We start from the raw sequence: 26092 nt of genomic DNA on the forward strand, positions 1-26092 counted from the left end.
TTTTATGCAATATGTATTAAAATAGATAAAAGCTTTTATTAGTAGTACATTTTATTTAAACTATCAATTAAAATTAAAATTTCAAATAGAAATAAATTTTAAAACTGAATTACCTTTGATACTTAATTAATTAATCAATGTCAGACAAAGAAAGACAGGTATTTCAAACAAATAACGCAAAACGGTACCGATTTACTCAATGGACTATAAGAGTCATTGGTTCCATTCTTCTTTTCATACTTATTGTGGTAGGAATTGCAGTTGGAAGAGGGAAAAATCCTTCAATGCCACAAATGAATTCCATCCGAAAATCCTTTGAGTCGAAAATAAATCCCGATAACAAATTTACTTTAGCAACACCACTGAACAAGAAGTTCAAAGGTTTTAAAGATTTTCTACAGAAAAGAATTCTGGAAGAAAAAAAACCCAGGAATGTTGTGAATGCACAGTTGATCCGTGGCGCATTTTACGTTCCGTGGTCTCCCCTTTCGCTTTCTGATCTTCGTGCGAACGGAAGTAAACTCAATACAATTTATCCGGAATGGTTTTTTATCAATCCAAAAACGTTTCAACTGGATTCCCGCATCGATAAAGAGGCACTTTCGGTCATGAAATATCATAAATTAAGTGTTCAGCCGATCCTTAATAATTTCATTTCTATTCCTGGGAAACAGGGAAATTTCAATGGAGATCTGCTTCACACCATTCTTCATAATCAAAAACTTCAAAATCAGTTGATTGGTCAGATCATCACAACTCTTAAAACAAATAATCTTCAGGGAATCAATATCGATTTCGAGGAAATGAAGGAGAATTCAGATGAGTTTCTGAACGCCTTTATGAAAAACTTATACACCCAGTTCAAACAAAATGGATTGATCGTTTCGATTGATATCATGGCAGATAATACCGATTATAATCACAATTATTTAAAAGATTATACCGATTATTTTATCATAATGGCCTATGATCAGTTTAATGATCCTTCACACGCAGGACCCATCAGTGATCAGACATGGATCGAGAAGCAACTTGATCAAATTGCAAAAGATATTCCTTCCGAGAAACTGATTCTCGGTGTTGGAGCATACGGAAGACAATGGATCACAGATGAAAATGGTAAAAGAACGGAAGATCTCACCTACAGCCAGGTTATCGATCGTGCAAAAATTTCGAAGTCTGATATTGATTTTGATGAGAATTCCTACAATCTCCATTATGCTTATAATTTTGCAGGAAGTGAAGATGAACCAGCTTCGAAAAACGATGTTTGGTTTACCGACGCTGCATCAGTTTATAATATCTTAAGATTTTCTGATGATTATCGGAATGCCGGAACTGCATTATGGAGATTAGGCAGTGAGGATCCACGAATCTGGTCTTTTTACGCGAGAGATCTCAGTACAGAAAGTTTAAATAAAAGTCCATATAATTATACACTTTTGGAGATGATGCCGCCGAATTTCAATAGCAAACCAACTGCAATTGGGAATGGGGAGATCATTAACATTCTCTATTCACCGCAACAGGGTCGCACGAAAATTCAGGCCGATAAAAATGAAAATTTAATTGCAGACGAAACTTATTCGCAATTACCATCTGGATTTCTTTACGAAAAATTTGCGGAGGATAGCTCAAAAATTGGTCCCGGTCACAAGATCATTTTAACCTTTGACGACGGACCGAGTTCAGAATATACGCCCAAAATTCTCGATATTCTGGAGCGGGAAAAAGTTCCGGCGACGTTCTTCCTCATTGGTGAAAATGCCGAAGCAAATATTCCTCTGGTTCAAAGAATTAACCGCGATGGTTTCGAAATTGGAAACCATACGTTCACCCACGGAAATCTGGCAAAAATGTCTCCCGAAAGAGCTGCTTTAGAATTAAAAACAACCCGTTCATTAATTGAATGCATCACTGGGAAATCAACCGTACTTTTCCGCGCACCTTACAATGCGGATTCTGAACCTCAAACTTATGAGGAACTGGAACCTTTGGTGCAAAGTAAGCGAGACAATTATATCGCGATCGGCGAAAGTATAGATCCCAATGACTGGGATCCCAAAATGAATGCAGATTCCATTGTGAACCGAACAATTCGTTTTGCGACCCAAAACAATGCAAGCATCATTCTACTCCACGATTCTGGCGGTGATACGAGACAGCCGACTGTAGATGCGCTTCCACGAATTATTAAATATTTTAAGGACAAAGGGTGTAAGTTTACGACGGTTGCAGATTTGATGAAGGTTCCCGAATCTCAATTGATGCCACCAGTACCAAGAAGCTGGAAAAATGATTTAAATTTCTTTTTTGCTGCCGCAAGTTATTGGATAGGACAGGTCATTTATTCCCTCTTTTTACTTGGAATTATTCTTTCGATCAGCCGAATGCTTTTTATGGGTGTTCTTGCGTATCTTCAAACGAAAAAAGAGAAAAAATTGCGTGAAACTTTCAAGGGAATTCCTGCAGGTTTGCAAGTAAGCATCATCGTTCCGGCTTACAATGAAGAAGTAAATGCGATTAGAACGGTCGATTCTTTATTGAGTCAGGATTATCCGGATATTAACATTGTTTTTGTTGATGACGGCAGTAAAGACAATACGTTTGAAAATGTAAAAAAAGCCTTCGAAGGAAACCCAAAAGTAAAAGTTTTCACCAAATCAAACGGAGGAAAAGCGTCCGCTTTAAATTTCGGAATTTCAAAAACCGATTCCGAATTTATCGTGTGTATCGACGCAGATACACAGTTAAAAACCGATGCTGTTTCTCAACTAATGAATACCTTTTATTTAGCTGGAAAACCTAATGAAGTGGGTGCTGTTGCGGGAAATGTAAAAGTCGGTAACGAAATCAACATGATTACAAAATGGCAAAGTATTGAATACATTACATCGCAAAATTTTGACCGCCGTGCATTTTCATTATTGAATTGTATCACCGTAATTCCGGGAGCATTAGGAGCTTTTAGAAGAAAAGCGGTTATCGAAGCTGGTGGATTTACGACTGATACTTTAGCCGAAGATTGTGACTTGACCATGAGATTGCATAAACTGGGCTATATTATTGAACAATGCAATGAAGCCATTTCTTATACAGAAGCACCTGAAACGATCGGGCAGTTTTTGAAACAGCGTTTCCGCTGGAGTTTTGGGATCCTGCAAAGTTTCTGGAAACACCGTGATGCGATTTTCAGAAAAAAATACAAAAACTTCGGTCGGGTTGCATTACCCAATATTTTGTTGTACCAGATTTTACTACCATTCTTGGCTCCACTCGCAGATTTACTTTTGGTAATGAGTTTAATCCTTTCAGGATTAGGTTTGATAGTCGCAGATCCGTATCACATTATTTTATATTATATCATTTTCTCCCTCGTCGACATATTGGGAGCTGCAATAGCTTTTGCCTTTGAGAAAGAAAAATTCAGCAAACTGATCTGGATGATTCCGCAACGATTGATCTATCGACAATTGATGTACTATATTCTGTTTAAATCTTTCCGAAAAGCAATTAAAGGAGAAATTCAAAACTGGGGTGTTCTGAAAAGAACCGGGAATGTGAAAACGACGTAATTTTATTTAAAAACCTGGTGTATGTTCAAATACAAAAAATTATTTCCTCTTTTTCTCGTGCAGTTTTTCACGTGGTTGGGATTATTTTCGTTGTGGATCTATGCAACGCCGGTCATCACGAAATACTTTTTTACCACAGGAAATTCAGAGAGTTTCGATTTTGAAAACGGCACAAAATGGGTCGGGATCTGTTTTGCACTGTACAGTATTTTAGGAGCAAGTTTGACCTTTACTTTGCATAAAATTTTAAAGCGAAATTCGAAATATGCAGTTCATGCCGTGGCATTATTTTGTGGCGCATTAGGTTTAATGTCTATGGGATTTATTCACTCAAAATATTTATTACTGCTGTCATTTGCATTCATCGGCATCGCCTGGAGCAGCATCAGTACGACGCCTTATTTATTGGTTGGCGAAATGGCGCCAGATGAAGAAAACGAAAAATATTATTCGGTTTTTAATTTTTCTACCGTCATTCCGCAAGCTGTTGCGGCATTTTTACTGGCTTTTATGACGAAACAATATTTTCATGGTGAAATGATCGAAACAATTTTTGCAGGCGGCGTTTTTATGTTGATCGGCGCCGTAATTTCACTCCTTATTTATTTTAAAGAACCGAAGAATAAAGAACAAATTAATGATTAAAAAAATAGAATTATTTTTCAAAAAAAATCTTTCAAAAATTAAATGGCAGGAAATTCTCGCCGTTTTAATTTTATTTCTGGCTTTCGTCTTTTTTCGAAGTGAAAGAAAAGAAATGTCCTCTATTCTGCCGCAACTTCATCAGGCAAAACCAATTTGGATATCTGCCGGTATTTTCCTCACCATCATTTACGTTTTATTGCAGGCATTCATGTATATGGCGAGTTTCAGAGCGGTCGGCATCAAACTAAAACTTTCAGATGCTCTGGAATTATTTTTAAAAAGAAATTTCCTGAGCGTTTTTCTTCCTGCAGGCGGAATCAGTTCTCTGGCTTATACGCCGCGACAACTTCAACGAAAAGATTACGACAAAAACAGCATTCATAAAGCAAGTGCTATTTATGGATTTGTCGGCATTGTGACTGTTTTTCTTGTGGGAATACCGGTTGTTGCATATGCCGCTCTCTTCAATAAAAATTTTGGAAATTCCTGGATGTGGTTGTTAGGAGTTGGAATTTTTATAGCGCTGGTTTTTTGGATGGTGAACTCCCTTCGAACAAAAGGAATTCTTTATCAATTTTTAGAAAAACACGTTCCGAAAAAAATTAGTGATATCGACGAATTTTTTGCTGGAGAAATTCACAAAAAACATTTTTACATCACCGTTTTAATTTCAGTTTTAATAGAGTTCTGTGGGATTTTTCACCTTTTGATCGCGATGTTCGCATTTGGTGCAGAAGGATCTTTCTCTGCCGCTGCAGTTGGGTATACGATTTCGGTATTACTGATGCTCGTTTCTCCATTTTTACGAGGTTTGGGTGCCGTAGAATTCACACTGATCTATATTCTGGCAAGCTTCGGATTCTCTCATAGCCAGGGTTTAGGAATCACCTTGCTTTACCGGGTTTTTGAATTTTGGTTGCCTTTGCTTCTGGGATTATTTGCTTTTATCTGGAAAGGAAGAAAAATCGTCGCGCGAATTTTCCCTGCACTCGCTATTTTTATTTTAGGACTTATTAATATTATCTCGGTGATCACTCCACCATTAAAACACCGGCTAAAACTGGGGAAACTTTATCTCTCTGAAGATACGATCCACTTCTCAAAAATACTGACTTTGGTCGCAGGAATTCTTTTATTAGTCACGGCTGCATATATGTTGCGGGGATTAAAACGCGGTTGGTATTTTGCGATGATCCTCGCCATAATTTCCTTTTTTGGAAATATCATTAAAGCCTTAGATTACGAAGAAGCGTCTTTTGCTCTGTTCATTATTTTGCTGTTATTGATCAGTCGTAAAGAATACATCTTAAAAACGAACAGGAAATATTTGAAACTGGGTTTTTCCTGGTTGATAGGACTTTTAATCAGCGTCGTTATTTTTAATTTTCTCAGTTTTTATTTCATTGATAAACGCCATTTTGGAATTGATTTTACCTGGAGCGAATCACTGTATTACACGATTCACAGTTTTCTTCTTTTTCAGGATAGTGGATTGGTTCCGAAAACCGGATTTGCGCGGGACTTTGAATACATCAACGTTTTCCTCGGAATTGTTTCCTGGTTGCTGCTTATTTTTTCCCTGTTTAATGTTCGGAAATTAACAAAAAGTGTTGATCGTTCGAGTGATTTTCGAGACGCCCAAAATTTAATGGAAAGCTACGGAACTTCAGCGCTTGATTTCTTTAAAACAGCCAAAGACAAACTGTTTTACTTTTCTGATGATGTAGAAGGTTTCATTTCTTATCGCATTGCAAATCATTTTGCCATCGTTTTAGAAGAACCAGTTTGCGATGAAGAGCACAAAGAAAAACTAATTGAAGAGTTCGAAGATTTCTGTAAGAAAAATGGTTTAAAATCTATTTATTATCGAATTGATGAGCAAAGTTTATTTCTCTTTAAACCTTTCAAAAAACAGAAACTATTTATTGGTCAGGAAGCGATCATGAAAATCGAAGACTTTAAACTGGAGGGAAAAGACAGAAAAACTTTAAGAAATGGTCTGAACTCTTTGTCTAAAAAAGGATACACCTCAGAGATTTTATACCATCCTCAAAATGAAGAGATTTTAAATGAAATTCAAAGTATTTCCGATGAATGGTTAAAGGAATTTGACAAAGAAGAAATGGTTTTTTCACAGGGAATGTTTGACCGATCTGAAATAGAAACGCAAGATCTGATCGTTATTAAAGATGAAGCAGGAAAGATAGAAGCGTTTCTTAATGTTATTCCAGATTTTGCGCCGGATGAATGTACATATGATCTGATTCGAAAGACCGTAACTGCCCCAAACGGAAGTATGGATGCCATGATCGTAAAACTCGTGGAATATGCGAAGACCAAAAAAATGCTTTATATCAATCTGGGATTAACACCTTTGGGCGGAATGAAGCAGCCCGACAATACGGCTGAAGAAATTTTGAAATTTGTATACAACCGGATCGGAAGTTTCAAACATTATCAGAGTTTGCGCGATTTCAAAGAAAAATATGCAAACCAGTGGCAAAATAAATATTTGATGTACAGCAATGATTTTGATCTGTTGCAAATTCCCGCAGCTTTAAATAAAATTACTAAACCGCAATGAAAAAGTTAGTAAAAATTCTCAGTCTAACTTCACTATTCCTCCTGTTTTCCTGTTCGGATGACAGCTCATTTCCCGTGACAGAATGGAACAGCAACAGCAGCAAACCGATTATTTTTTACGTGAGTGGTGATGCGGGTTTTAACACTTTTTCAAATACATTTGGCCAGGAACTTCACCGTTATGGCTATGATGTTTTCGCGCTGAACACGAAGAAATACTTCTGGAATAAAAAAACACCTTTACAAGCCTCTCAGGATTCCGAAAAATATTTGAAACAGATCATTAAAAACCGTACAAATAAAAAAATCATCATGATCGGATATTCCTACGGCGCAGATGTTTCGCCTTTTATTTACAACCGCTTCGATCCGGAATTTCAAAAAAATATTCAGCAGCTGATCATTATTGGTCCATCAAAAGTGAACGATTTTGAAATTCATCTGGAAGAATACATAACTGGTCACATGGAGCATGGATACAGCGTTACCAACGAAATTAATCAGATAAAGAACGTGCCTTTCACTTTGGTAGTCAGTGATTTCGAGAACAGATATTTTCCACGAAAAGAAATTACGCTGCGAGGTTATCGGTTTCTTCATATTCCGGGTGACCATCATTTCGGTGGCAACACTAAAATGCTTGCCGATACGCTCGTAAAATACTTTTAAAATTCAATTCAATGTCGAACAAAACCTCACAACATATTTTACCAACTGCGTCAAATCTATTGGGTTTCTGTCTTATTGTGATCACTTCCTTACACATCAGTTCCTCTACCAAAAGCTCTGTTTTAGATGAATTTACGAGTATTGTAGCGGTTCTGCTCTGCTTTTCTGTAATTCTTTCTTTTGCTTCTATTAAAAGTGAAAACAGAATATGGACACGGAGATTCGAGTTAGCTGCCGAAATTTTATTCGAAATTGCCATTGTAGGAATTGGTTTAATAGTCCTTGTTATATTAAGAAAATTCTGGTTCCAGTAAACTAATTTAAGTGAAACAGTTGTCATTTTTTTTTAAGTTTGTATTATCTTAATCATTGAAACTTAAATAATGAAAAATAAAAAGTATGTTCTCGATCTATTAAAAAATGAAGATGACCAACTTCAGAAGATGCATGAAATTGTAGAAAAGGCAATTAAAGAAGAAACGTTGATTACCAGCACAATCGAAGAAACTGACCAAGATCGAACTTATGGTGAAAAACTTTCTGATAAAGTTGCAGAATTAGGCGGAAGCTGGAAGTTCATCATTCTTTTTGGAGTTTTGCTCGCGATTTGGATTTTCTATAATACTCAAATTATGGTCAACAAGAGTTTCGATCCATATCCATACATTTTGTTGAATCTTATTCTTTCGTGCATCGCCGCAATTCAGGCACCGATAATTATGATGAGCCAAAATAGAAAAGAGGTGAAAGACAGAAAAAGATCTATTAACGATTATATGATTAATCTAAAATCTGAAATTGAAATTAGAAATCTACACGAAAAAGTAGATTTATCAGTAATCGATCAATATAAACACCTTTGCGAGATTCAGCAAAAGCAACTGGAATTATTAGAAGAGTTGAATAAAAAACTCAAATTAATGGCAAAACCTTCGTAAAATTTTATCTTAAATTCCATTAAAATTTTTCTTCAACATTATCTATATTTCAGAAAATCACCTTATATTTCTACCGAATTATTCTCTTTAATAAATTAAAAAATGATCAAAGACGAACTCTTAAATAAAGCCATGAAAATTGCTCAGAAGGCTCACAAAGGACAAACTGATAAATTTGGAACTCTTTATATTGGACACGTTATAAGGGTGATGAATTCTGGAAAAACGTATGATGAAAAAATCGTCGGAGTTTTACACGATGTGATTGAAGACTGCCCCGAAATTACTTTAGATTACCTTTTGCAGGAAGGTTTTCCAAATGATCTTGTTTTCGCGATCGAATGTTTAACGAAAAATCCCGAAGATCAGGATTATATGGAATTCGTAAAACAGACTGAAAAATCACCACTTGCAGTTTCGGTGAAAATGAATGATCTGCAAGATAATATGAATCTCACAAGATTTAATCGACCGATTACTGAAAAAGATATGATTCGACTCAATAAATATTTGACGGCTTATCTTTATTTAAAGGAAAAATATTAAAAATTTGAAGAAAATTAATCGGTAGTTTTATTAGAATCGTTCAGAAGTTTGTTTAAATCAGCAAGTTCAGTTTCCGTTAAATCACGCCATTTCCCCACCGGAAGATCAAGTTTGAGATTCATAATTCGGATGCGTTTCAGCTTCTTGACTTCATAACCACAAAACTCACACATTCTGCGGATTTGACGGTTTAAACCTTGCGTTAAAACAATTCTGAAAGATAAATTATCGATTTGTTCCACCTCACATTTATTCGTCACCGTATCCAAAATTTGAATTCCACCGCGCATTTGCATAAGGAATTTTGGAGAAATCGGTTTATCAACTCGTACGATATATTCTTTTTCGTGATTGTTTCTGGCGCGCAAAATTTTATTCACAATATCGCCGTCATTTGTCAGCATAATTAAACCTTCACTTGGCTTATCTAATCTTCCGATCGGAAAAATTCTCTTTGGATGATTCACGAATTCTACAATATTGTCGAGTTCTCTTTTGGTATCGGTGGTGCAAACAATTCCAACGGGTTTATTCAACACGATGTAAACAGGTTTTTCTTCTGATTTTTTAATGGAATTTCCGTCTACGAAGATTTCATCGTCGCCAGAAACTTTCGTACCCATTTCTGGAATTGCCCCATTGATGGTAATTCTTCCCTGTTCCAAAAGTCGGTCGGCTTCTCTGCGCGAACAATAGCCAACTTCTGATAGATATTTATTGATTCTGGTTTTTTCTGATTCCATTTTAAACGATTTTTTGAAGGACGAACGAATTTTGAATTGCGAAGTTAGAATAGATTTTTTTATTTATTAAAATTTTCGAATTTATAATCATTTTCTAAATATTGAGAACTTGCATTTTCGATCGTATAATCACCGATTTTTGTTCTTCGTAAGTTTGTCAAATAGGCTCCAACTCCTAATTCCTGACCGATATCGTGCGCTAAACTACGAATATAAGTTCCTTTCGAACAACCTACCGTAAATCGTACGAAAGGCAATTCAATAGAAATGTCCTTGATATAATTAATGTTGGTTTTACGAGATTTCATTTCTACTTCTTTTCCGGCTCTGGCTAAATCATAAGCACGATTTCCCTCGATTTTGATGGCAGAAAAAATGGGTGGTTTCTGATCGATCTCACCAAGGAATTTAGGTAAAGTCTCCGTGATTTGTTTTTCTGTGATTTCTGAAATATCCTGTTGAAGAATCTCTGGTTTTTCGGTATCGTAAGATTCTGTTTGAACGCCGATTTTTATTTCGGTGAAATATTCTTTGGGTGCGTCCTGAATTTCAGGAATGATCTTCGTGAATTTTCCGGTGCAGACAATCAATAATCCTGTTGCTCTTGGATCTAAAGTTCCGGCGTGACCGATCTTAAATTTCTTTGGAAGATTGAATTCGCTTTTGAGTTTGTATTTCAGTTTGTTGACGGCTTGAAAACTCGTCCATTCCAGAGGTTTGTCGAGGAGAATTATTTGTCCGGAAAGTAAATCTTCGTCTGTCATTTAAAATAAAATTTGGTAAGAATATCCCAATTGCAGCCCGACCTGAGTGGAGCTCTTTTTGCCGCAACGAAGTGAAGGCAAAAAAGCGGGAACGGAGGGCGGAAATGTCTGCCCAAAAAAATTATTGAAACTGTGTAAAATAAATCAGCAAAAAAATCCCAACGATAATTCTGTACCAACCCCAAGGTTTGAATCCGTATTTATTGAGCAAACTGATGAACGATTTTATAGCAATCCAGGCGACAATAAATGCAACTACATTTCCGAGGAAAAAGAGCAAGATATGATGATTGTCTGCCATGATCATTTTGTATCCTTTCATTGGATTTGGAGTTCCTTTTCCCCAGGTTTTCACGAAAACTGAATAAACGGTTACTGCTAACATCGTTGGAACAGCCAGGAAAAAAGAGAATTCAGCCGCGGCTTTTCGAGTTAAACCTTGCGTCATTCCACCGATGATGGAAGCTGCACTTCTACTCGTTCCGGGCATCATCGCCAAACATTGCCAAAATCCAATGATGACTGCTTTTTTGATGGACATTTCTTTTTCATCATGGATGACAGGATTTTTGAACCAATTATCGACGAACAACAAAACGATTCCACCTAAAACCAACATGGAGGAAATGGCGACTTGATTACCGAGAACGGCTTCAATTTTATCATCGAATAAAAATCCTAATCCTAAAGCAGGCAAAACTGCGAAACCTAATTTGTAATAAAATTTGAGATTGGAAAAGTCAAAAAATTTCTTCCAGTAAGCTGCAACGACTGCTAAAATTGCTCCGAACTGTATCGAAACCTGAAACATTTTTAAAAATTCAGATTCTTCCATTCCCATCAAATTGGCGGCAAAACCCATGTGTGCTGTGGAAGAAATAGGCAGAAATTCGGTTAGACCTTCGACAATTGCAAGGATGATCGCTTGAAGTGTATCCATATGATAGTTTAAAAAAAAACTTTGTCAAAGATTTTAACTTTGACAAAGTGGTGAATATTTTGTGTGAAAATCAGACTTTTTTTCGCTTGAGTATTGCGTAAACTTCTACTGCGAAACCGGCGATGACCAACATGGGTGCGATACGGATTCTACGGATGGAGAAAATTCCTTCGTTCCAGACATTTGGGTCGTATTTTCCATCAACGGTATTTGCGTCGGGTCCCATCATTAAAAGGAAACCTACGACAATTAAAGCCAAACCGATCAACATGAATTTATAATTTTCCTTGCCGAAATAAAAGGTATTTTCAGGAACTGTTTTGACTTCTTTTTTTCCGTAATTATCAGCGGAAAATTTTTGATTTTTTTTGCTCATTTTTAAGAATAATAAAGATCATCTACATTAGATCTGAGGAATTTCCAGGTGGCGAAAATAGTGCTGAGAACAGTAATAATTATGCCCAAAAAGAAAATTCCGACCACTAAAATAATCAGTTGATTATTGTCCTGTACAAAGGGAGTTCCGATCTGGGTGATAAAATAATACCATGCTCCAAAAAGAACTGCTAATCCGATGACTGCTCCAACTACACCAAGAATTATTGCTTCTTTAATAAAAGGTTTTAGAATGAACCGCCTTTTTGCTCCAACCAGTTGCATTGTTTTGATAATGAATCGCTTAGAGAAAATTTTGAGCCGGATCGAGTTGTTAATTAAAACAACCGCTAAAACGAGGAACAGAATTGAAAATCCTAAGATCCATTTTAAAATATTGTTCAGATTGTTATACACTTCAACCATCAAAGTGCTGTTGTTCTTGACATCCATAATTCCGGGTGTCGCTTTTATTTGCTTGATGGCTTCATTGATTTTCGCAGGATCTACATATTCCGGTTTCAATGCAATTTCTACAGAAGATGGGAAAATATTCTCTTCGAAAAGTGCGCTGGATTCGATTCCCATACTTTTTCTGGCTTCTTCAGCCGCCATTTCCCGCGAAATATAAGTGGCCCGTTTTACGGGTGCTAAAGTTTGAATTTTTTTGAAAGCATCATTTTCCTGCTTCACGATCTTCACAGAATCCTTTGCATCAAAATTTTCGTCAAAATAGGCATTCACAACCAATTGTTCTTTGATATAATCGGAATATTTTTGAGCATTGATGAGGATAAGACCCATTAATCCTAATAAAAATAACACCAGAGCAATACTAACCACAACGGTAATATTACTGGAGCGAAGCCGTCTTTTGTTAAAATCTTCAACTGTCTTTGCCATTAAATAATAAATTTCTGCTAAAATAGAAAAAATCTTCCGTAATTTGCCGAGAATCCTAGAAAATCGGTGTTAAAAAAAACATAAAGAAAATACTTTCTAACGCAGATTTTTCCTTTTGAACATTGAATTTATGAACGTAAAAGCAAAAAAATATCTCGGCCAACATTTCCTTATGGACGAAAATATCGCAAAAAATATTGTGGAGTCACTTTCCTTTGATCAGTACCAAAAAATATTGGAAGTTGGACCAGGAATGGGCGTTCTTACTAAATATCTTCTGGAAAAAGATTCAGAAATTTTCGTAGCGGAAATTGATAAAGAATCTGTTGATTATCTGCAGAAACATTATGCAAAACTAGACGATCAGCATATCATTGGAGATTTTTTAAAATTGAATATTGAGGAAACTTTTGGTGATCAGGTTGCGATCATTGGAAACTTCCCGTACAATATTTCTTCTCAAATTTTATTTAAAATCATTGATTCTTACGGTCATGTTCCTGAAATGGTGGGAATGTTTCAGAAGGAAGTTGCAGAACGAACGGCGGCTGTTCCACGTACAAAAGCGTACGGAATTCTTTCAGTTTTAGTTCAGGCTTTGTATGATGTGGAATATCTTTTTACGGTACACGAAAATGTCTTTAATCCACCGCCGAAAGTAAAATCGGGTGTTATCAAATTGACAAGAAATCCGAAAGAAGGTTTGGTTGGGAACGAAGTTTTATTCAAGAAAATTGTAAAAGCTGGCTTTGGACAGAGACGGAAAAAGCTGTCGAATTCTTTGAAAGTTCTGGAAATCCCGGAAGCTTTGCAAACGCATATCTTTATGGATAAACGAGCGGAAGAATTATCAATTCAGGATTTTATTTCGTTTACAAAGGAGTGGAAAAATGCTATGTAAATTCTAAAATTTAAAGAAATAATTTATTGATCTGAAGACGGAATATTACCGTCTTTTTTTAATTCTTCTAATTGTTTTTGAAGATTTGCAATGACTTCTCTCATTGCTTTGATATCATTTTTGTTAGAAGAAACATTGCTTTTTAACATGACGTTTCTTGCACGTTCGTTGTGATCATCTTCGTCTTCATCTTCGGCAATATCTTCGATATCTTCCTGGATATCGTCAATATCAACGCTGATTTCTTCAATATCTTCGCTAATCTCTTCAATGTCTTCGCTAATTTCTTCGATATCATCCTGAATTTCTTCGATATCTTCGCGGATATCTTCAATGTGCTCATGACTTCTGTTCACGGACATTTGAATAAAAATTGCGAGATAAATTGCTTCTAAAGATAACACAGTGGTTAAAATTAAGAGCATTTTATCTACGGCGACAATTCCGAAAACAGGAAGTAAAAAAGCAATCAAGAATACGATCGAATGGACAATAAGCGAAGGAATAGAACCAATCCACCACATTACCCAATCGGTAATTTTCTCTAAAAATTTTATATTATTTTCGCGCAGCTCGGCTCTACTAATTTTTTCCATAAGAGCGCAAATTTAGTTAAAAATCCTTGGAAACACCCAAACCGAACAGAGCAAAATCGTAAAGAGCGGGATCTTCGGGATTAAATTTTCGTAACACTAAATCCATTTCCTCGACGGTTTTCCAGTCGTTTTGTTTTCTTTGGATGATGTTGATTTTTCTCGAAATATTGCCGGTGTGAACATCTAAAGGAACAGATAGATATTTTTGATCAATATTCTCCCAGATTCCAAAATCGACGCCTTTTCTATCTTTCCGAACCATCCAACGGAGAAACATAATTAATCTTTTTGCAGAAGAATTTTTGTACGTCGAACTTACGTGCTTTTTGCTTCGATGGATATTTTCTCCAATAAAATTTTCGCGGAACCGGTGTAAAGCGTGGTAGAAATTTTGCTCTTCATTTTGAATAAAAAAGAAATTTTCTAAACTGTCATTTTTGGAATAAAGACGTTTTAAATTTAGGATGAATTCACGAAAATCTTCACCCATAAAAGTTCGGTGAACAGTTATTTTCTCTAAAGATTTCAACTCTCTCTCGGAAACATTTTTTATAAAATCAAAAGGTGCATTCTCCATGAAATTCAGCATCTTTTCAGCGTCGTTGATGATGGATTTCCGGTTTCCCCAAGAAATGGTGGCGGTGAGAAATCCGACAATTTCAATGTCTTGTTTCAGAGAAAAGCGGTGCGGAATTGAAATGGGATCGTCGTCGATAAAGGAAAGATTGTTATAGAAATCTGCTTTTTCGTCGAGGAAATCTTTTAGTTCGGAGAAGGTCATTTTTTAATTTGATGCTTTGAAAACTTGATAATTTCTATTTTTTAAACTAATTTAATGGGACAATAAATCTTTTTTCATGTTCAGTTGACCATTGGACTTGCCATGTATTTCCTTCAATTTGGTCAAGCAAGATAAAAGTCCAAATATTTTGAGTTGGATACAAAGTAAACCTACCATTAATTTCCTTTTCGCTAGAGACTAAAGAATTTGAATTTAAAATTGTTTCGAAACGATTTTGACTGTCCGCACTAAATTGTAGCTGCCAAATTTGTCCGTTTCTTGTATTAAATTTAAGAAAATTCCACATATTCTGTGTTGGGAACAATTGATAAACGGAAGTTGCAAACTCTTGCTTTTTTTGTGAGTAATCATTTAAATTCACTTTTTTTATTTGTTCTTGAGCAAAAATATTTGAAGTTGTCATCAACAGAATTAATATAATAGAAATCTTTTTCATCTAGTATTGGAATTAGTTTATTAGTTTGAGTGAATTATCTGATTAATATTTTATCAAGCAATTTTTACATTGCTATTTAAGAGTTCAACATTAAAATTTACTTTTGCTTTCAAGGCTATTAGAAGTAAAAATGTTAACAGAAAAAGTATTATTCATATTTACAAATTTTAGATTCTATAGTGCTATTTTCAAAACTTGTGATTACACTAGCGCAATTACCTTCAATTTTAACTATTTTGCAGTTTAAACCTCCATTTGAATTTATATACAAATCAGTTTCGTCAATATTTTTTTTAGATGTATCAATTATTAGAGTATATTCACAATCATTTTTCCATTTTATTTTATAGTTTTTTATACCACTAAATTTTTTGCCAGTTTTTAAATTGAAAGTCTTTTCAGATTGAAAATCGATTTTTCTTGAAATAAAATATTTTCTATTAGTGTCTTTATTTATCAGATAAAATTTTCCCTTATGAAAATCTATACATTTTAAGTCGTTTTCAGATTCAATTTTAAAACTTAAAAAAGAGAAAAGAATAAAAAAAGGAATTAGATATTTTAGCATTTTATTTGAAATTTGGTTATTGAACATATTTCTATATGCTATTTCTCAATTCTGCTTTATACAATGTTCGCTGCTGTAATTATATTCCTACCCAATCTTCACCGCTTCCAAAGCTTTTGGTAAAAAACTGTTTGGAAAAACTTCTCGGGCTTCATCAGTGAAAACGCTTAAATCGCTGTAACGGTTGGAGAAATGTCCTAAGATCAATTTTCCAACGTTGGCTTTCCTGGCGATTCTTGCGGCTTCTAAAGCAGTTGTATGTCCGGTGTAATCTGCCATTTCTTTTAAATCGTGAAGGAATGTAGATTCGTGATACAATACATCTACATTTTCGATTAAAGGAATTATATCTTCCAAATATCTGGTGTCGCTGCAGAAAGCGTAAGAAACAGATTTGGTGGGTTCTAAAGTTAAAATTTCGTTCTTCAAAACGTAACCATCGCTTAAAATAAAATCTTTACCGAGTTTTAAATTGTGATAATCGCAGGTTTCTATTTCGGAATATTTTGAAACTTCCTGCATATTAAGATGGCGTTCTTTTGGTTTTTCTTTGAAGAGATAACCGTTGCAATAAATCCGGTGATCAAGAGGAATGGTGAAGACTTCTACTCTATTATCTTCATATATTTTCTCGGAAGTTTTGCCGCTGAGTTCATGATAAATGACTTCGAAACCGCGATGCGTTTCTGTAAGTCGGAAAATGGTTTCCATCATTTCTTTGATTCCTTTCGGGCCGTAAACATTCAGAGGCATATCGCGACCTAAAAGTCGGAAAGAAGCAATTAATCCGGGCAAACCAAAACAGTGATCGCCATGAAGATGCGAAATAAAGATATTATTTATTTTAGAAAATCTGGCTTTTGCTTTTCGAAGCTGAACCTGTGTTCCTTCGCCACAATCGATGAGAAATGCACGCTCTTCCATTTCTAAAAACTGCGCAGTTGGCGAAGAAGTTATGGTTGGAATTGCGGAATTGAAGCCGAGAATAGTTAGATAAGTGCTCAAATCGTTGGATGATGGATTTTAGGTGATGGAGTTGGATGTTAGCTTATTGCTTATTTAATGTTTACAAATTTAACAATAATTTGGGGACTTGGGAAAGAAGAAACGAAATATGATTTTAGCCCCGATTAAACGGCTTGTTTGAGCTCTCCCGATTCGTCGGGAAGCGAGTAGTGAAAGCGGGTGTAGTCTTGGTGCAAAAGCGAAACCTGGTTGCTCCTAAAAAAAATCCCAAAAAAGAATTTTCGGGATTTAAAATTTATCTGCCAAATGATTTTTTCAAAGCTTTGAATCTTATAAAAGAAACTGCGGAGAGCAAAACCATACCTGCTAAACCGATGTAAACCCAAGCTGGAATAGGAACTGGATCTCCTGCTGCGTAAGAATGCAGTCCGCTCAAGTAATAATTTACGCCGAAGTACGTCATGACCATGGAACAAAATGCGAACATCACCGCAACATGGAACGACCATCTTCCGCGCAATCCCGGAACTAATCTCATGTGCAAAACGAAGGCATAAACGATGATTGAAATAAAGGCCCAAGTTTCTTTTGGATCCCAACTCCAGTATCTACCCCAAGATTCATTTGCCCAAATTCCACCCAAGAAATTACCAACTGTTAAGGCGAAAAGTCCGATTGTAAGAGACATTTCTGATACGATGGTTAATTCTTTTAAAGTGGTATCGTGGTGAATTTTGTATAATTTTTTATTGGAAATGATATAAAACACTAAACTGATCACGGCGATAATCATCGATAAGGCAAAGAAGCCGTAACTCGAGGTGATAATTGCAACGTGAATAATCAACCAATAGGATTTTAAAACAGGAACAAGAGGTGTAATTTGCGGATCTAAAGCGGAACCACCATGTGCAAATCCCATCATAATTACGGCAACCATAAATCCGGCAGCAGGAATCAGTGCGTTTGAATTTCTGTACAACATTAATCCCGCAGAAATTCCGACCCAGGAAATAAAGATAATCGCTTCGTAGCCGTTACTCCAAGGAGCGTGGCCAGATAAATACCATCTTGCAACCAATCCGAGGAAATGTGCGGTATATCCAACAACTCCGAGAAGAATTATTGCTTTGATGACTTTATTTAAAATTTTATTGGGTCTGAATAATTCAATAAAACCTAAAAGTAAAAGTAAACTACCAATTAAAGTATAGAAAATAAGGAGTTTGAAGTTCAGATTTACTTTATTCATGAAAACTTCCAGCTTCACTTTCGATTCGGAAGGAACTACATTTTTTCCCCAGGTATTTTGATATTGCTCTAATTTTTTGAGTTCTTCACCTGCTTTTGTCCAATTACCACTTTTCTGCGCATCTAAAACACTGGAGAAATAAGGTCCCATCACTTTTTGAGAAGCTTCGTCTGGTTCAAAATTTTGGTCTAACCAAGAATGCCAGGTATTGTTTGGATCATTTTGAACAGGAACAATTCGCATGAGTTGACCGCTAAAAAATTCATTAAAAACCTGAACACGGTCATTTACCGAAATTACTTCTTTATCATAATTGGTTTGATCTGCCGGTTTTTTTCTAAAAGCGGTATTATAATCTTCTTCTAAAACATAATGCAATTGACCATTAGCATCTGCGGGAAACATTTGCATTAAAGAAGTATAGCCTTCGTCGTTGGCTTTGGTTTTTTTCTTTAATTCATCGCCTCCTTTCGTACCCACTTTGATCATTGGAACCATTGTCCAGCTTGCGGTATCGGTATTAATGGAAAGAAACCATTGATTGGCATCTAAAGATTTTCCATCAGTCCCTGTAAATGAATCTTTTTTGTATAATTTTCTCAGAACATCCAAAGCCTGCGTATTCATCGGAACAATACGACCATCGTAATTCTGAACTAAAAGATAAGCGAATTGATCTGCATGTTCTTTAGAAATTTTATTTCTTGCAATGATATCATCTGCTGTAATTGGTTTCGGTGATCTTAAAGTTAAAGAATTCTGAGACTGCTTTTTTGGTGTCGCATCTTCCATCAGAGCAGCATCCGCTTTACCGTGATCGTGTCCATCTGCTGCAGAATGTGCTTGTTCAGCAGAACCATCATTTCCGTGAGAATCAATATATTGCGCATTAAAACTCATGCTCAACAATAATAAAATTACGGTTGCTGCTCTTTTATGATTCACAGATTTCAAATTTTTATTGAGTTTCCAGAAATGAGAGCCTTTCCAGAAAAACATTACAAACATTCCTAAAAATAAAAAGGTATAACCGAAATAGGTAATGATTGTTCCCCAAAAATCGTGGTTTACAGAAAGTACAGTTCCTTTTCGATCGGGATCAAAACTTGCCTGGAAAAATCGGTAACCGCCATGATTTAAAACGTGATTCATATAAATTTTGTATGGCGTTTGTTTTCCCTGATCAATTACGTGAACATGGCTTTCATAAGCACTTGGCGCAGAACTTCCTGGATAAGTTTCCATTAAAAATTTATCTAATTTCAAAGAAAATGGCGTGTTGTAAACTTTGGGTCCAAAACCTAAAATCACATTCATTCCATCTAAAGCAATTTGTTTAAACGCGTTTGGATTTCCTTTCTCCACGGGCAAATCTACAAGCATTTTTGATTTTGGTCCCTGAACTTCAACCGTTAACTGGTCAGAAGCATCTTTGTCTTTTCTACGATCACCTTCATAAGCGATCAGTTTTCCTTTTTTCAAACCTTCAGGAACTACCAGTTTTAAATCATTGATGGTATAAAGACTTCTCAACACCAAAGGTTGAAATTCATCTTTTTTAGTTGTTCCGGTAGCTTGAGTCGCCATTGTCATGAAACTTCCATCAGCTGGAGTTTTGATGAGCAATGTACCGTTGGTATTATTAAATTCTACAGCACCGTCAATCGCTCTGTTAAATGAAACCAAAGTTCCGTTCACCAATTTGGAATCTCCTGGTTTGATGTAAATATTCTCTCTTCCCGCTTGTCCTGTAGAAACCAAATGCAGATAATCTGCGCCGGAATTATCAACGACCAAACTGTCTTTTTTTCTCTGAATGTATTTAATCTGCTTTACACTGATTTGTTTTCCGTGATAATCATAACCTGCTTTAAAAGTTTTCGCAGAAATCTTCGCGATAAGTTTATGTTCGCGGGCATCATCGGGAATCATTGTAAATGGAACATCTTCATAATTTAGAATATCCCCTTTTTCTTCAATTTGAATTTTAAAGAAATTTTTATCGGTCACCACTTCGTTAGAAGTCGCACCTTCACGAATGTGCATAATTCCTTCATAACTGATGTAACGCGTAATCGCACCGCCAATAAATATCAAGATAAAAGCGAGGTGAAAAACCAAAGTCGGCCATTTTTCCCGTCTCCACAGTCTATATCGCGAAATATTTCCTATAAAGTTTAAAATGAGAAGCAACATTACGGCTTCAAACCATTTTGCTTCGTAAATAAGTGCTTTTGCAGTGGGAGTTCCGTAATCATTTTCGAGAAAAGTTGCGTAAGCCATTGAAAAGGCAAAAATCAGCAACAAAACGGCCATTGTACGTGTAGAAATAAAAATATCCTGAAGTTTTTTCATTTGAATAGGTAATTTTTTAAGGTCTATTCAGTGACTTTTCCCGCATTACTACAGAAAATTTCACTATAAGTTTCAATAAGGTGCAAAAATACATTGTATATATTTAATAAGCGAATTTGCAACGTCCTTTTTTGGGAGGAATAAAATTGAAGTTATCTATAAAAATTATACGCAGAATAAGTTTTCAAATTTAAGTAAACCATAACTCTGACTAAACTTTATCAATAACAACATTGGGATTAATTTCAAGAATTTTTTGGTAAAAAAGCTCTTCATTTTCGGGTGTAATATAAAGCTCATTTTTATATTTCGAAAAAATTATCAAACCTTTTGTTCCGGTTCCATACTTATGAAAACCGCTCCACATTGTTTCGCCTTTTCTAATTTTCGTAATATGCTTAATATCGGTTTTATAGATATTGAAGAAAAACCGAATGATAAGTTGTTGATCGTCAATGATGATTTTTAATATAAAATTACCCACAACTGCAAAAAACAAAAGGATACCTATCAGCAATCCAATCGGAATAAAAATAAAAGGATCTTTTTGTTTTAAATAGCTAAGGAATGTCATTAACGACAAAAAAATAATAATGAAACAGTAAAGCGAAATAAAAACCGCATCCGATTTTTTTGATTTAAAAACCATCTTTTGCATCGCTTTTAATGATTTGTGTCATTCAGCATCGGAACAAATTTGTAAGCACCAAATTCTTCTTTCTCAAATTCTTTCTCCGATTTTTTCGTGAATCTGGTCAAAACCTGTTCTTCAGTTTTTCCAAGTGGAATCACCATTATTCCGCCAACTTTTAATTGATGAAGCAATTCGGTGGGAAGAATTTCTGCGCCACAAGTCACCAAAATTTTATCGAATGGTGCGAAAGTCGGAAGTCCCGCAAAACCATCTCCGAAACTTTGAAATTTCGGACGAAGATAAAGTTCACGTAATTTTTTCTGAGAGAAATCGTGCAGGTCTTTTTGTCGCTCAATGGTGTAAACTACAGCATTCATAGCAATCAATACGGCAGTTTGATAACCACTTCCTGTTCCGATTTCCAGAACTTTTTCTTTTTCCTGAAGTTCGAGAAGTTCCGTTTGTTCTGCAACAGTCGAAGGATGTGAAATCGTTTGTTTTGATAAAATCGGGAAAGCACGATCTTCGTAAGCAAAATCCTCAAAAATACTTTCCAGAAAAAGATGACGTGGAACTTCGTTGATAGCTTTCAAAACGCTTTCATCTGAAATCCCAACTTTCTCCCGAAGATATTCTACCAAAATTTTTCTTTTTCCTTTATGTACAAATGAATCCTGCATTTCACAAAAATAGGAATTAGATCCGAGATTTAGAAATAAGAAACTTTAAAAATATTGATGCTTTCAATTTTCCCATCTCTGTTTATTGTCTTTTAGAAAATTATCGTTTCGTCTTCATTCTATCCTCTTTTCCTCTCCAATCTCTTCTCAAAATTATTATCTTTACAAAAATTAATTTTCAATGCTAAAAGCGGGTTTAGTTGGCGCAGGTCATTTAGGAAAAATACATTTAAAACTTCTGAATCAGTCAGAAAAATACGAATTAGTCGGCTTTCACGATGCAGATGCTGAAAATGGCAGAAAGCTGGAAAGTGAATTAGGATATAAATATTTTGAGAAATTCGAAGATTTACTTAGTGAAATCGAAATGCTTGATATTGTAACTCCGACCTTATATCACTACGATTATGCGATGAAAGCCATTGAAAAGCGAATTCATTTCTTCATTGAAAAACCGATTACTCAGACTTTAAAACAAGCGGAAGAAATTTTATACAAATGCCGTGAATTTGGAATAAAAGCTCAGGTAGGACATGTTGAAAGATATAATCCAGCTTTTATTGGTTCGAAAGAATATATTAAAAACCCGATGTTCATTGAGATTCATCGTTTAGCAGAATTTAATCCACGCGGAACTGATGTTTCTGTGGTTTTAGATCTAATGATCCACGATCTGGATATTTTGCTTTCTGTAGTAGATTCTAAGGTAAAAAACATTCATGCGAGTGGCGTTTCGGTAGTTTCAAAATCTCCGGATATTTGTAATGCGAGAATTGAGTTTGAAAATGGTTGTGTCGCGAATTTGACAACTTCCCGAATTTCGATGAAAGCGATGCGTAAATCCCGTTTCTTTCAGCAAGATGCTTATATTTCCGTCGATTTTTTAGAAAAAAAAGCAGAAGTTATTCGCATGAAACCAGCTCCGGAAAATCCGAGTGATTTTGATATGATCATCGAAAATGCAGAAGGTGAAAAAAATCAGATCATTTTTGAATATCCAAACATTCAGCCGAATAATGCAATTCTAGATGAACTGGAAAGTTTTGCAGATGCGATTACAGAAAATAAAAATGTAGAAGTTTCTTTGGAAGACGGAACAGAAGCTTTGAAAGTGGCGCTGGAAATTGTGAGACTGATTTCTTAGCGTCATTGCGAGGAGGAACGACGAAGCAATCCTTTTGATAGAAATTAATTATGAAACCCGGATTTATTTATATTGTAACCAATAAGAATAACACTGCTTTATATATTGGCGTAACTTCAAAGTTACCCACAAGAATTTTGGAACACAAAAAGAAAAAATTCAAAAATAGTTTCACCGCGAAATATAATTTAGACAAATTGGTTTATTGGGAATCTATTCAAGACATAGGAGATGCAATTGGAAGAGAAAAGCAATTGAAAGGCGGTTCCAGGCAGAAAAAACTAGATTTAATAAATAGTATAAATCCTGATTGGAATGATTTATATGAAAGTATTTTAAGCGTCATGGATCTATGAAATAAACGGATTGCTTCGTCATTCGTTCCTCATTCCTCACAATGACTTTATCTAATTTTACAATTATAAAAGTATTTAATGAAAAAAACAATTTCCCTATTCCTTTTTATATCAATCTTCAGTTTTGCGCAAAAGCAAAATTTAAAAAAAGAGATTTTTGACATTACGAAAAACAAAAATGCCACCGTCGCTGTTTCTATCAATTCATTTGAAAATCAATTTAATCTGAATATCAACGGAGATAAAAAACTTCCGATGTTGAGTGTTTTCAAATTCCATATTGCTTTGGCGGTTTTGAATAAAGTTGATGAAGGGAAATTAAGTTTAAACCAAAACATTTTCATTAAGAAATCTGAACTTTTAGAAAAAACCTGGAGTCCGATTCGGGAGAAATATCCGGAGGGAAATATCGAAATGCCTTTAAGCGAACTCATCAAATATACCGTTGCACAAAGTGATAATAACGGATGTGATATTTTGCTAAGATTAATTGGTGGAACAAAAACCGTTCAAAAATTCATCAATAGTAAAGGAATTAAAAACTTTCAAATCAAAGCCAACGAGGAAGAAATGCATCAAAGTTATAAGGCGATGTATGAAAACTTCACGACTACCAATTCTGCGAATGATTTGCTTAAAAAGTTTTATAATGATAAAATAGTATCGAAAAATTCTACTAATTTTCTAATGAAAATTATGATTGAAACGACAACAGGAACCAATAAAATTGTCGCACAACTTCCAAAAGGAACTCAAGTTGCTCATAAAACTGGTTCATCTGGCAAAAATGATAATGGATTAACTATCGCCGAAAATGACATCGCAATTATTACACTTCCGAACGGAAAGCATTATGCAATCAGCATTTTCGTTTCAGATTCTATGGAAAGTGCAGAAACGAATACTAAAATGATTGCCGACATTTCTAAAATCGTTTTTGATTATTTTAGCAAAAAATAAATGAAAGCAAATCTTTTTCTATTTTTTCTCTTTATACAAACCTTTCTCTTTTCGCAGGAGAAGTGGAATCTTCGTTTTTACAATGAAGTGAACAAGCGCGAGATTTCGATATTTGCAGATAATGAGGAAGCAATGCCAATGTCGTCGAAGTTTAATTTTAAAATAACCAATTTATCATCTACTCTTCCGAATGATGAAATCGTTTTAATTCCGGCGAAAACAAAACGATTTCTGATTACAGTCTTAAAAGAAATTAAACCCAACACAGCCAATTCTTTTTCATATACCAATACTTACAATTTTGGAAATGCGCTGCAGGAAAATTTCGATGACGATTATATTTATTCCTTGCCTTTCGAAAAAGGAAAAACACAATTAATTTTTCAAGGATACAACGGAAAGTTTTCTCATCAAAACGAATTTGCACTGGATTTTGATCTGAAAATGGGAAGTCCGATTTTGGCTGCCCGGGAAGGAATCGTAGTTCAAGTAGTCGATAATAACAATAAAAATTGTCCGGATATTTCCTGTGCAAAATACAATAACAAAATTCTCATCATGCACAACGACGGAACTTTTGCTGATTACTCGCATTTAAAATATCGTGGAGGAGTTGTTAAAAAAGGTGATGAAGTAAAAAAAGCCCAACTCATCGGTTACAGTGGAAGTACGGGTTTTGCAAGTGGACCACATCTTCATTTTGCAGTTTTTATTAATAGAATTGACGGAAAAAGAACATTTATAGAAACAAAATTTAAAACCTCAGAAAGTGAGGGAACGCTTTTAGAAGAGGGAAAAACGTATACAAAGAATTATTAATAAATAGCGAAATTTACATTTCGTCTGTCAAGTAAAAAAAATAAAATTTATGAAAAATATCGTAGTAATCGGAGCCGGAACCATGGGAAACGGAATTGCACACACTTTTGCACAAACCGGATTCAAGGTTAAATTAGTTGATGTTTCACAAGAAGCACTGGATAAAGGTATTGCCACAATTACAAAAAATCTGGACCGAATTATTATCAAAGGAAATCTCACAGAAGAACAAAAAGAAGGGACTTTAAATAACATTTCTACTTTCACCAATTTAAAAGAGTGCGCTTCAAATGCAGATTTGATCGTAGAAGCAGCAACAGAAAACTTAGATCTGAAGCTAAAAATTTTTAAACAAATGGATGAATTGGCACCAGAAAATTGTATTCTCGCGACCAACACTTCTTCTATTTCTATTACGAAGATCGCTTCTGTCACCAAACGTCCGGAAAAAGTGATCGGAATGCATTTTATGAATCCAGTTCCGATTATGAAACTGGTAGAAATCATCAAAGGCTACTCTACTTCTAAAGAAACTTTTGATGCGATTTTCGACATGAGTAAAACTTTAGGAAAAGTTCCGACGGAGGTAAATGATTATCCGGGATTTGTGGCAAACAGAATTTTGATGCCCATGATCAATGAAGCAATCGAAACTTTATATAACGGAGTTGCGGGTGTTGAAGAAATTGATACCGTGATGAAACTGGGAATGGCTCATCCGATGGGACCTTTGCAACTGGCTGATTTTATTGGACTTGATGTTTGTTTAGCCATTTTAAATGTGATGTACGACGGTTTCAAAAATCCAAAGTATGCTCCTAATCCTTTATTGGTCAATATGGTAATGGCTGGAAAACTGGGCGCGAAATCTGGGGAAGGTTTTTATGATTATTCGGAAAGTAGAAAAGCAGAGAAAGTTTCAAAGATGTTTTTAAAATAAAA

The 26092-nt window shown here is 35.2% G+C and carries 26 protein-coding genes; 13 read left to right on the forward strand and 13 right to left on the reverse strand.

Annotation, left to right across the window (positions count from 1 at the left end; translation table 11 throughout):
* Positions 1–137 precede the first annotated feature (137 nt).
* From OA86_RS01830 to OA86_RS01860, 7 genes are all read left to right on the forward strand, one after another.
* A complete protein-coding gene (locus OA86_RS01830) occupies positions 138–3575 on the forward strand; it encodes a trifunctional glycoside hydrolase family 18/polysaccharide deacetylase/glycosyltransferase family 2 protein (protein ID WP_039347878.1) in 3438 nt (1145 codons plus the stop codon).
* Positions 3576–3596: 21 nt separating this feature from the next.
* Positions 3597–4220: an MFS transporter gene (locus tag OA86_RS01835; protein WP_052257333.1), complete on the forward strand. Its 624-nt coding sequence runs from the start codon at positions 3597–3599 to the stop codon at positions 4218–4220.
* Positions 4213–6804, forward strand: a complete 2592-nt coding sequence (locus OA86_RS01840; protein ID WP_039347881.1) for a phosphatidylglycerol lysyltransferase domain-containing protein — start codon at positions 4213–4215, stop codon at positions 6802–6804. The genes OA86_RS01835 and OA86_RS01840 overlap by 8 nt, the downstream gene beginning before the upstream one ends.
* Complete coding sequence (locus OA86_RS01845) at positions 6801–7472, forward strand: AcvB/VirJ family lysyl-phosphatidylglycerol hydrolase (protein WP_039347883.1); 672 nt, start codon at positions 6801–6803, stop codon at positions 7470–7472. Before OA86_RS01840 ends, OA86_RS01845 begins: the two co-directional genes overlap by 4 nt.
* 11 nt (positions 7473–7483) lie before the next feature.
* Positions 7484–7786: a hypothetical protein gene (locus OA86_RS01850; protein ID WP_039347887.1), complete on the forward strand. Its 303-nt coding sequence runs from the start codon at positions 7484–7486 to the stop codon at positions 7784–7786.
* Between the two features lie 69 nt (positions 7787–7855).
* Positions 7856–8410 (forward strand): DUF1003 domain-containing protein, encoded by a 555-nt coding sequence (locus OA86_RS01855; RefSeq protein WP_039347890.1) that lies wholly within the window; start codon positions 7856–7858, stop codon positions 8408–8410.
* 102 nt (positions 8411–8512) lie between these two features.
* Positions 8513–8956, forward strand: coding sequence for a phosphohydrolase (locus OA86_RS01860; RefSeq protein ID WP_039347893.1), 444 nt, complete (start codon positions 8513–8515; stop codon positions 8954–8956).
* 14 nt (positions 8957–8970) lie between these two features.
* On the opposite strand, the gene rluF is transcribed toward OA86_RS01860, so the two are convergent.
* The 5 genes from rluF to OA86_RS01885 all read right to left on the reverse strand — a co-directional run bounded on the left by rluF (position 8971) and on the right by OA86_RS01885 (position 12681).
* The gene (rluF, locus tag OA86_RS01865) at positions 8971–9699 is read right to left on the reverse strand and encodes a 23S rRNA pseudouridine(2604) synthase RluF (RefSeq protein ID WP_039347896.1); all 729 of its coding nucleotides are present in this window, start codon (positions 9697–9699) and stop codon (positions 8971–8973) included.
* 59 nt (positions 9700–9758) lie between these two features.
* A complete protein-coding gene (gene truB / locus OA86_RS01870; RefSeq protein WP_039347899.1) occupies positions 9759–10463 on the reverse strand; it encodes a tRNA pseudouridine(55) synthase TruB in 705 nt (234 codons plus the stop codon).
* A 121-nt stretch (positions 10464–10584) separates the two neighbouring features.
* Positions 10585–11403 carry an undecaprenyl-diphosphate phosphatase gene (locus OA86_RS01875; protein WP_039347902.1) on the reverse strand — a complete coding sequence of 273 codons (819 nt, stop codon included), beginning with the start codon at positions 11401–11403 and terminating at the stop codon, positions 10585–10587.
* A gap of 70 nt (positions 11404–11473) precedes the next feature.
* A complete protein-coding gene (locus tag OA86_RS01880) occupies positions 11474–11779 on the reverse strand; it encodes a DUF3098 domain-containing protein (protein ID WP_039347906.1) in 306 nt (101 codons plus the stop codon).
* A gap of 2 nt (positions 11780–11781) precedes the next feature.
* Positions 11782–12681 carry a cell division protein FtsX gene (locus OA86_RS01885; RefSeq protein ID WP_039347909.1) on the reverse strand — a complete coding sequence of 300 codons (900 nt, stop codon included), beginning with the start codon at positions 12679–12681 and terminating at the stop codon, positions 11782–11784.
* 130 nt (positions 12682–12811) lie between these two features.
* On the opposite strand from OA86_RS01885, the gene rsmA reads away from it, so the two are divergent.
* A complete protein-coding gene (gene rsmA / locus OA86_RS01890) occupies positions 12812–13582 on the forward strand; it encodes a 16S rRNA (adenine(1518)-N(6)/adenine(1519)-N(6))-dimethyltransferase RsmA (RefSeq protein ID WP_039347911.1) in 771 nt (256 codons plus the stop codon).
* Positions 13583–13605: 23 nt separating this feature from the next.
* Here the strand turns inward: rsmA and OA86_RS01895 are convergent, their stop codons facing one another.
* The 8 genes from OA86_RS01895 to OA86_RS01930 all read right to left on the reverse strand — a co-directional run bounded on the left by OA86_RS01895 (position 13606) and on the right by OA86_RS01930 (position 21871).
* Positions 13606–14178, reverse strand: a complete 573-nt coding sequence (locus tag OA86_RS01895) for a DUF1003 domain-containing protein (RefSeq protein ID WP_177187101.1) — start codon at positions 14176–14178, stop codon at positions 13606–13608.
* 16 nt (positions 14179–14194) lie between these two features.
* Positions 14195–14959 carry a TIGR02757 family protein gene (locus tag OA86_RS01900; RefSeq protein ID WP_039347913.1) on the reverse strand — a complete coding sequence of 255 codons (765 nt, stop codon included), beginning with the start codon at positions 14957–14959 and terminating at the stop codon, positions 14195–14197.
* A 46-nt stretch (positions 14960–15005) separates the two neighbouring features.
* Positions 15006–15416 carry a hypothetical protein gene (locus tag OA86_RS01905; protein WP_039347915.1) on the reverse strand — a complete coding sequence of 137 codons (411 nt, stop codon included), beginning with the start codon at positions 15414–15416 and terminating at the stop codon, positions 15006–15008.
* Between the two features lie 148 nt (positions 15417–15564).
* Positions 15565–16011: a hypothetical protein gene (locus tag OA86_RS01910; protein WP_039347917.1), complete on the reverse strand. Its 447-nt coding sequence runs from the start codon at positions 16009–16011 to the stop codon at positions 15565–15567.
* Between the two features lie 60 nt (positions 16012–16071).
* The gene (locus OA86_RS01915) at positions 16072–16989 is read right to left on the reverse strand and encodes a ribonuclease Z (protein ID WP_039347919.1); all 918 of its coding nucleotides are present in this window, start codon (positions 16987–16989) and stop codon (positions 16072–16074) included.
* Between the two features lie 256 nt (positions 16990–17245).
* A complete protein-coding gene (gene ccsB, locus OA86_RS01920) occupies positions 17246–20557 on the reverse strand; it encodes a c-type cytochrome biogenesis protein CcsB (protein WP_039347920.1) in 3312 nt (1103 codons plus the stop codon).
* A 211-nt stretch (positions 20558–20768) separates the two neighbouring features.
* On the reverse strand, positions 20769–21131 hold the full coding sequence (locus OA86_RS15150) for a PH domain-containing protein (RefSeq protein ID WP_169743934.1): 363 nt from the start codon (positions 21129–21131) through the stop codon (positions 20769–20771).
* A gap of 89 nt (positions 21132–21220) precedes the next feature.
* Positions 21221–21871, reverse strand: a complete 651-nt coding sequence (locus tag OA86_RS01930) for a protein-L-isoaspartate(D-aspartate) O-methyltransferase (RefSeq protein ID WP_039347923.1) — start codon at positions 21869–21871, stop codon at positions 21221–21223.
* 181 nt (positions 21872–22052) lie between these two features.
* Between OA86_RS01930 and OA86_RS01935 the strand changes: the two genes are divergently transcribed.
* From OA86_RS01935 to OA86_RS01955, 5 genes are all read left to right on the forward strand, one after another.
* Positions 22053–23015: a Gfo/Idh/MocA family protein gene (locus OA86_RS01935; protein WP_039347925.1), complete on the forward strand. Its 963-nt coding sequence runs from the start codon at positions 22053–22055 to the stop codon at positions 23013–23015.
* 50 nt (positions 23016–23065) lie between these two features.
* The gene (locus tag OA86_RS01940) at positions 23066–23371 is read left to right on the forward strand and encodes a GIY-YIG nuclease family protein (RefSeq protein WP_039347927.1); all 306 of its coding nucleotides are present in this window, start codon (positions 23066–23068) and stop codon (positions 23369–23371) included.
* Positions 23372–23449: 78 nt separating this feature from the next.
* Positions 23450–24331 carry a class A beta-lactamase, subclass A2 gene (gene bla / locus OA86_RS01945; RefSeq protein WP_039347928.1) on the forward strand — a complete coding sequence of 294 codons (882 nt, stop codon included), beginning with the start codon at positions 23450–23452 and terminating at the stop codon, positions 24329–24331.
* Positions 24332–25150 (forward strand): M23 family metallopeptidase, encoded by an 819-nt coding sequence (locus OA86_RS15155; RefSeq protein WP_052257336.1) that lies wholly within the window; start codon positions 24332–24334, stop codon positions 25148–25150.
* 49 nt (positions 25151–25199) lie between these two features.
* Positions 25200–26090: a 3-hydroxybutyryl-CoA dehydrogenase gene (locus OA86_RS01955; protein WP_039347931.1), complete on the forward strand. Its 891-nt coding sequence runs from the start codon at positions 25200–25202 to the stop codon at positions 26088–26090.
* The last annotated feature ends 2 nt before the right edge of the window (positions 26091–26092 follow it).

Origin of the sequence: Kaistella jeonii (assembly GCF_000812865.1) — a bacterium.
Lineage (GTDB): Bacteria > Bacteroidota > Bacteroidia > Flavobacteriales > Weeksellaceae > Kaistella > Kaistella jeonii.

Bases quoted from the DNA above. Each gene is read 5' to 3' on its own strand.
- OA86_RS01830 (WP_039347878.1), top strand. From the start codon at position 138: ATGTCAGACAAAGAAAGACAGGTATTTCAAACAAATAACGCAAAACGG.
- OA86_RS01835 (WP_052257333.1), top strand. From the start codon at position 3,597: ATGTTCAAATACAAAAAATTATTTCCTCTTTTTCTCGTGCAGTTTTTC.
- OA86_RS01840 (WP_039347881.1), top strand. From the start codon at position 4,213: ATGATTAAAAAAATAGAATTATTTTTCAAAAAAAATCTTTCAAAAATT.
- OA86_RS01845 (WP_039347883.1), top strand. From the start codon at position 6,801: ATGAAAAAGTTAGTAAAAATTCTCAGTCTAACTTCACTATTCCTCCTG.
- OA86_RS01850 (WP_039347887.1), top strand. From the start codon at position 7,484: ATGTCGAACAAAACCTCACAACATATTTTACCAACTGCGTCAAATCTA.
- OA86_RS01855 (WP_039347890.1), top strand. From the start codon at position 7,856: ATGAAAAATAAAAAGTATGTTCTCGATCTATTAAAAAATGAAGATGAC.
- OA86_RS01860 (WP_039347893.1), top strand. From the start codon at position 8,513: ATGATCAAAGACGAACTCTTAAATAAAGCCATGAAAATTGCTCAGAAG.
- rluF (WP_039347896.1), bottom strand. From the start codon at position 9,699: ATGGAATCAGAAAAAACCAGAATCAATAAATATCTATCAGAAGTTGGC.
- truB (WP_039347899.1), bottom strand. From the start codon at position 10,463: ATGACAGACGAAGATTTACTTTCCGGACAAATAATTCTCCTCGACAAA.
- OA86_RS01875 (WP_039347902.1), bottom strand. From the start codon at position 11,403: ATGGATACACTTCAAGCGATCATCCTTGCAATTGTCGAAGGTCTAACC.
- OA86_RS01880 (WP_039347906.1), bottom strand. From the start codon at position 11,779: ATGAGCAAAAAAAATCAAAAATTTTCCGCTGATAATTACGGAAAAAAA.
- OA86_RS01885 (WP_039347909.1), bottom strand. From the start codon at position 12,681: ATGGCAAAGACAGTTGAAGATTTTAACAAAAGACGGCTTCGCTCCAGT.
- rsmA (WP_039347911.1), top strand. From the start codon at position 12,812: ATGAACGTAAAAGCAAAAAAATATCTCGGCCAACATTTCCTTATGGAC.
- OA86_RS01895 (WP_177187101.1), bottom strand. From the start codon at position 14,178: ATGGAAAAAATTAGTAGAGCCGAGCTGCGCGAAAATAATATAAAATTT.
- OA86_RS01900 (WP_039347913.1), bottom strand. From the start codon at position 14,959: ATGACCTTCTCCGAACTAAAAGATTTCCTCGACGAAAAAGCAGATTTC.
- OA86_RS01905 (WP_039347915.1), bottom strand. From the start codon at position 15,416: ATGAAAAAGATTTCTATTATATTAATTCTGTTGATGACAACTTCAAAT.
- OA86_RS01910 (WP_039347917.1), bottom strand. From the start codon at position 16,011: ATGTTCAATAACCAAATTTCAAATAAAATGCTAAAATATCTAATTCCT.
- ccsB (WP_039347920.1), bottom strand. From the start codon at position 20,557: ATGAAAAAACTTCAGGATATTTTTATTTCTACACGTACAATGGCCGTT.
- OA86_RS15150 (WP_169743934.1), bottom strand. From the start codon at position 21,131: ATGACATTCCTTAGCTATTTAAAACAAAAAGATCCTTTTATTTTTATT.
- OA86_RS01930 (WP_039347923.1), bottom strand. From the start codon at position 21,871: ATGCAGGATTCATTTGTACATAAAGGAAAAAGAAAAATTTTGGTAGAA.
- OA86_RS01935 (WP_039347925.1), top strand. From the start codon at position 22,053: ATGCTAAAAGCGGGTTTAGTTGGCGCAGGTCATTTAGGAAAAATACAT.
- OA86_RS01940 (WP_039347927.1), top strand. From the start codon at position 23,066: ATGAAACCCGGATTTATTTATATTGTAACCAATAAGAATAACACTGCT.
- bla (WP_039347928.1), top strand. From the start codon at position 23,450: ATGAAAAAAACAATTTCCCTATTCCTTTTTATATCAATCTTCAGTTTT.
- OA86_RS15155 (WP_052257336.1), top strand. From the start codon at position 24,332: ATGAAAGCAAATCTTTTTCTATTTTTTCTCTTTATACAAACCTTTCTC.
- OA86_RS01955 (WP_039347931.1), top strand. From the start codon at position 25,200: ATGAAAAATATCGTAGTAATCGGAGCCGGAACCATGGGAAACGGAATT.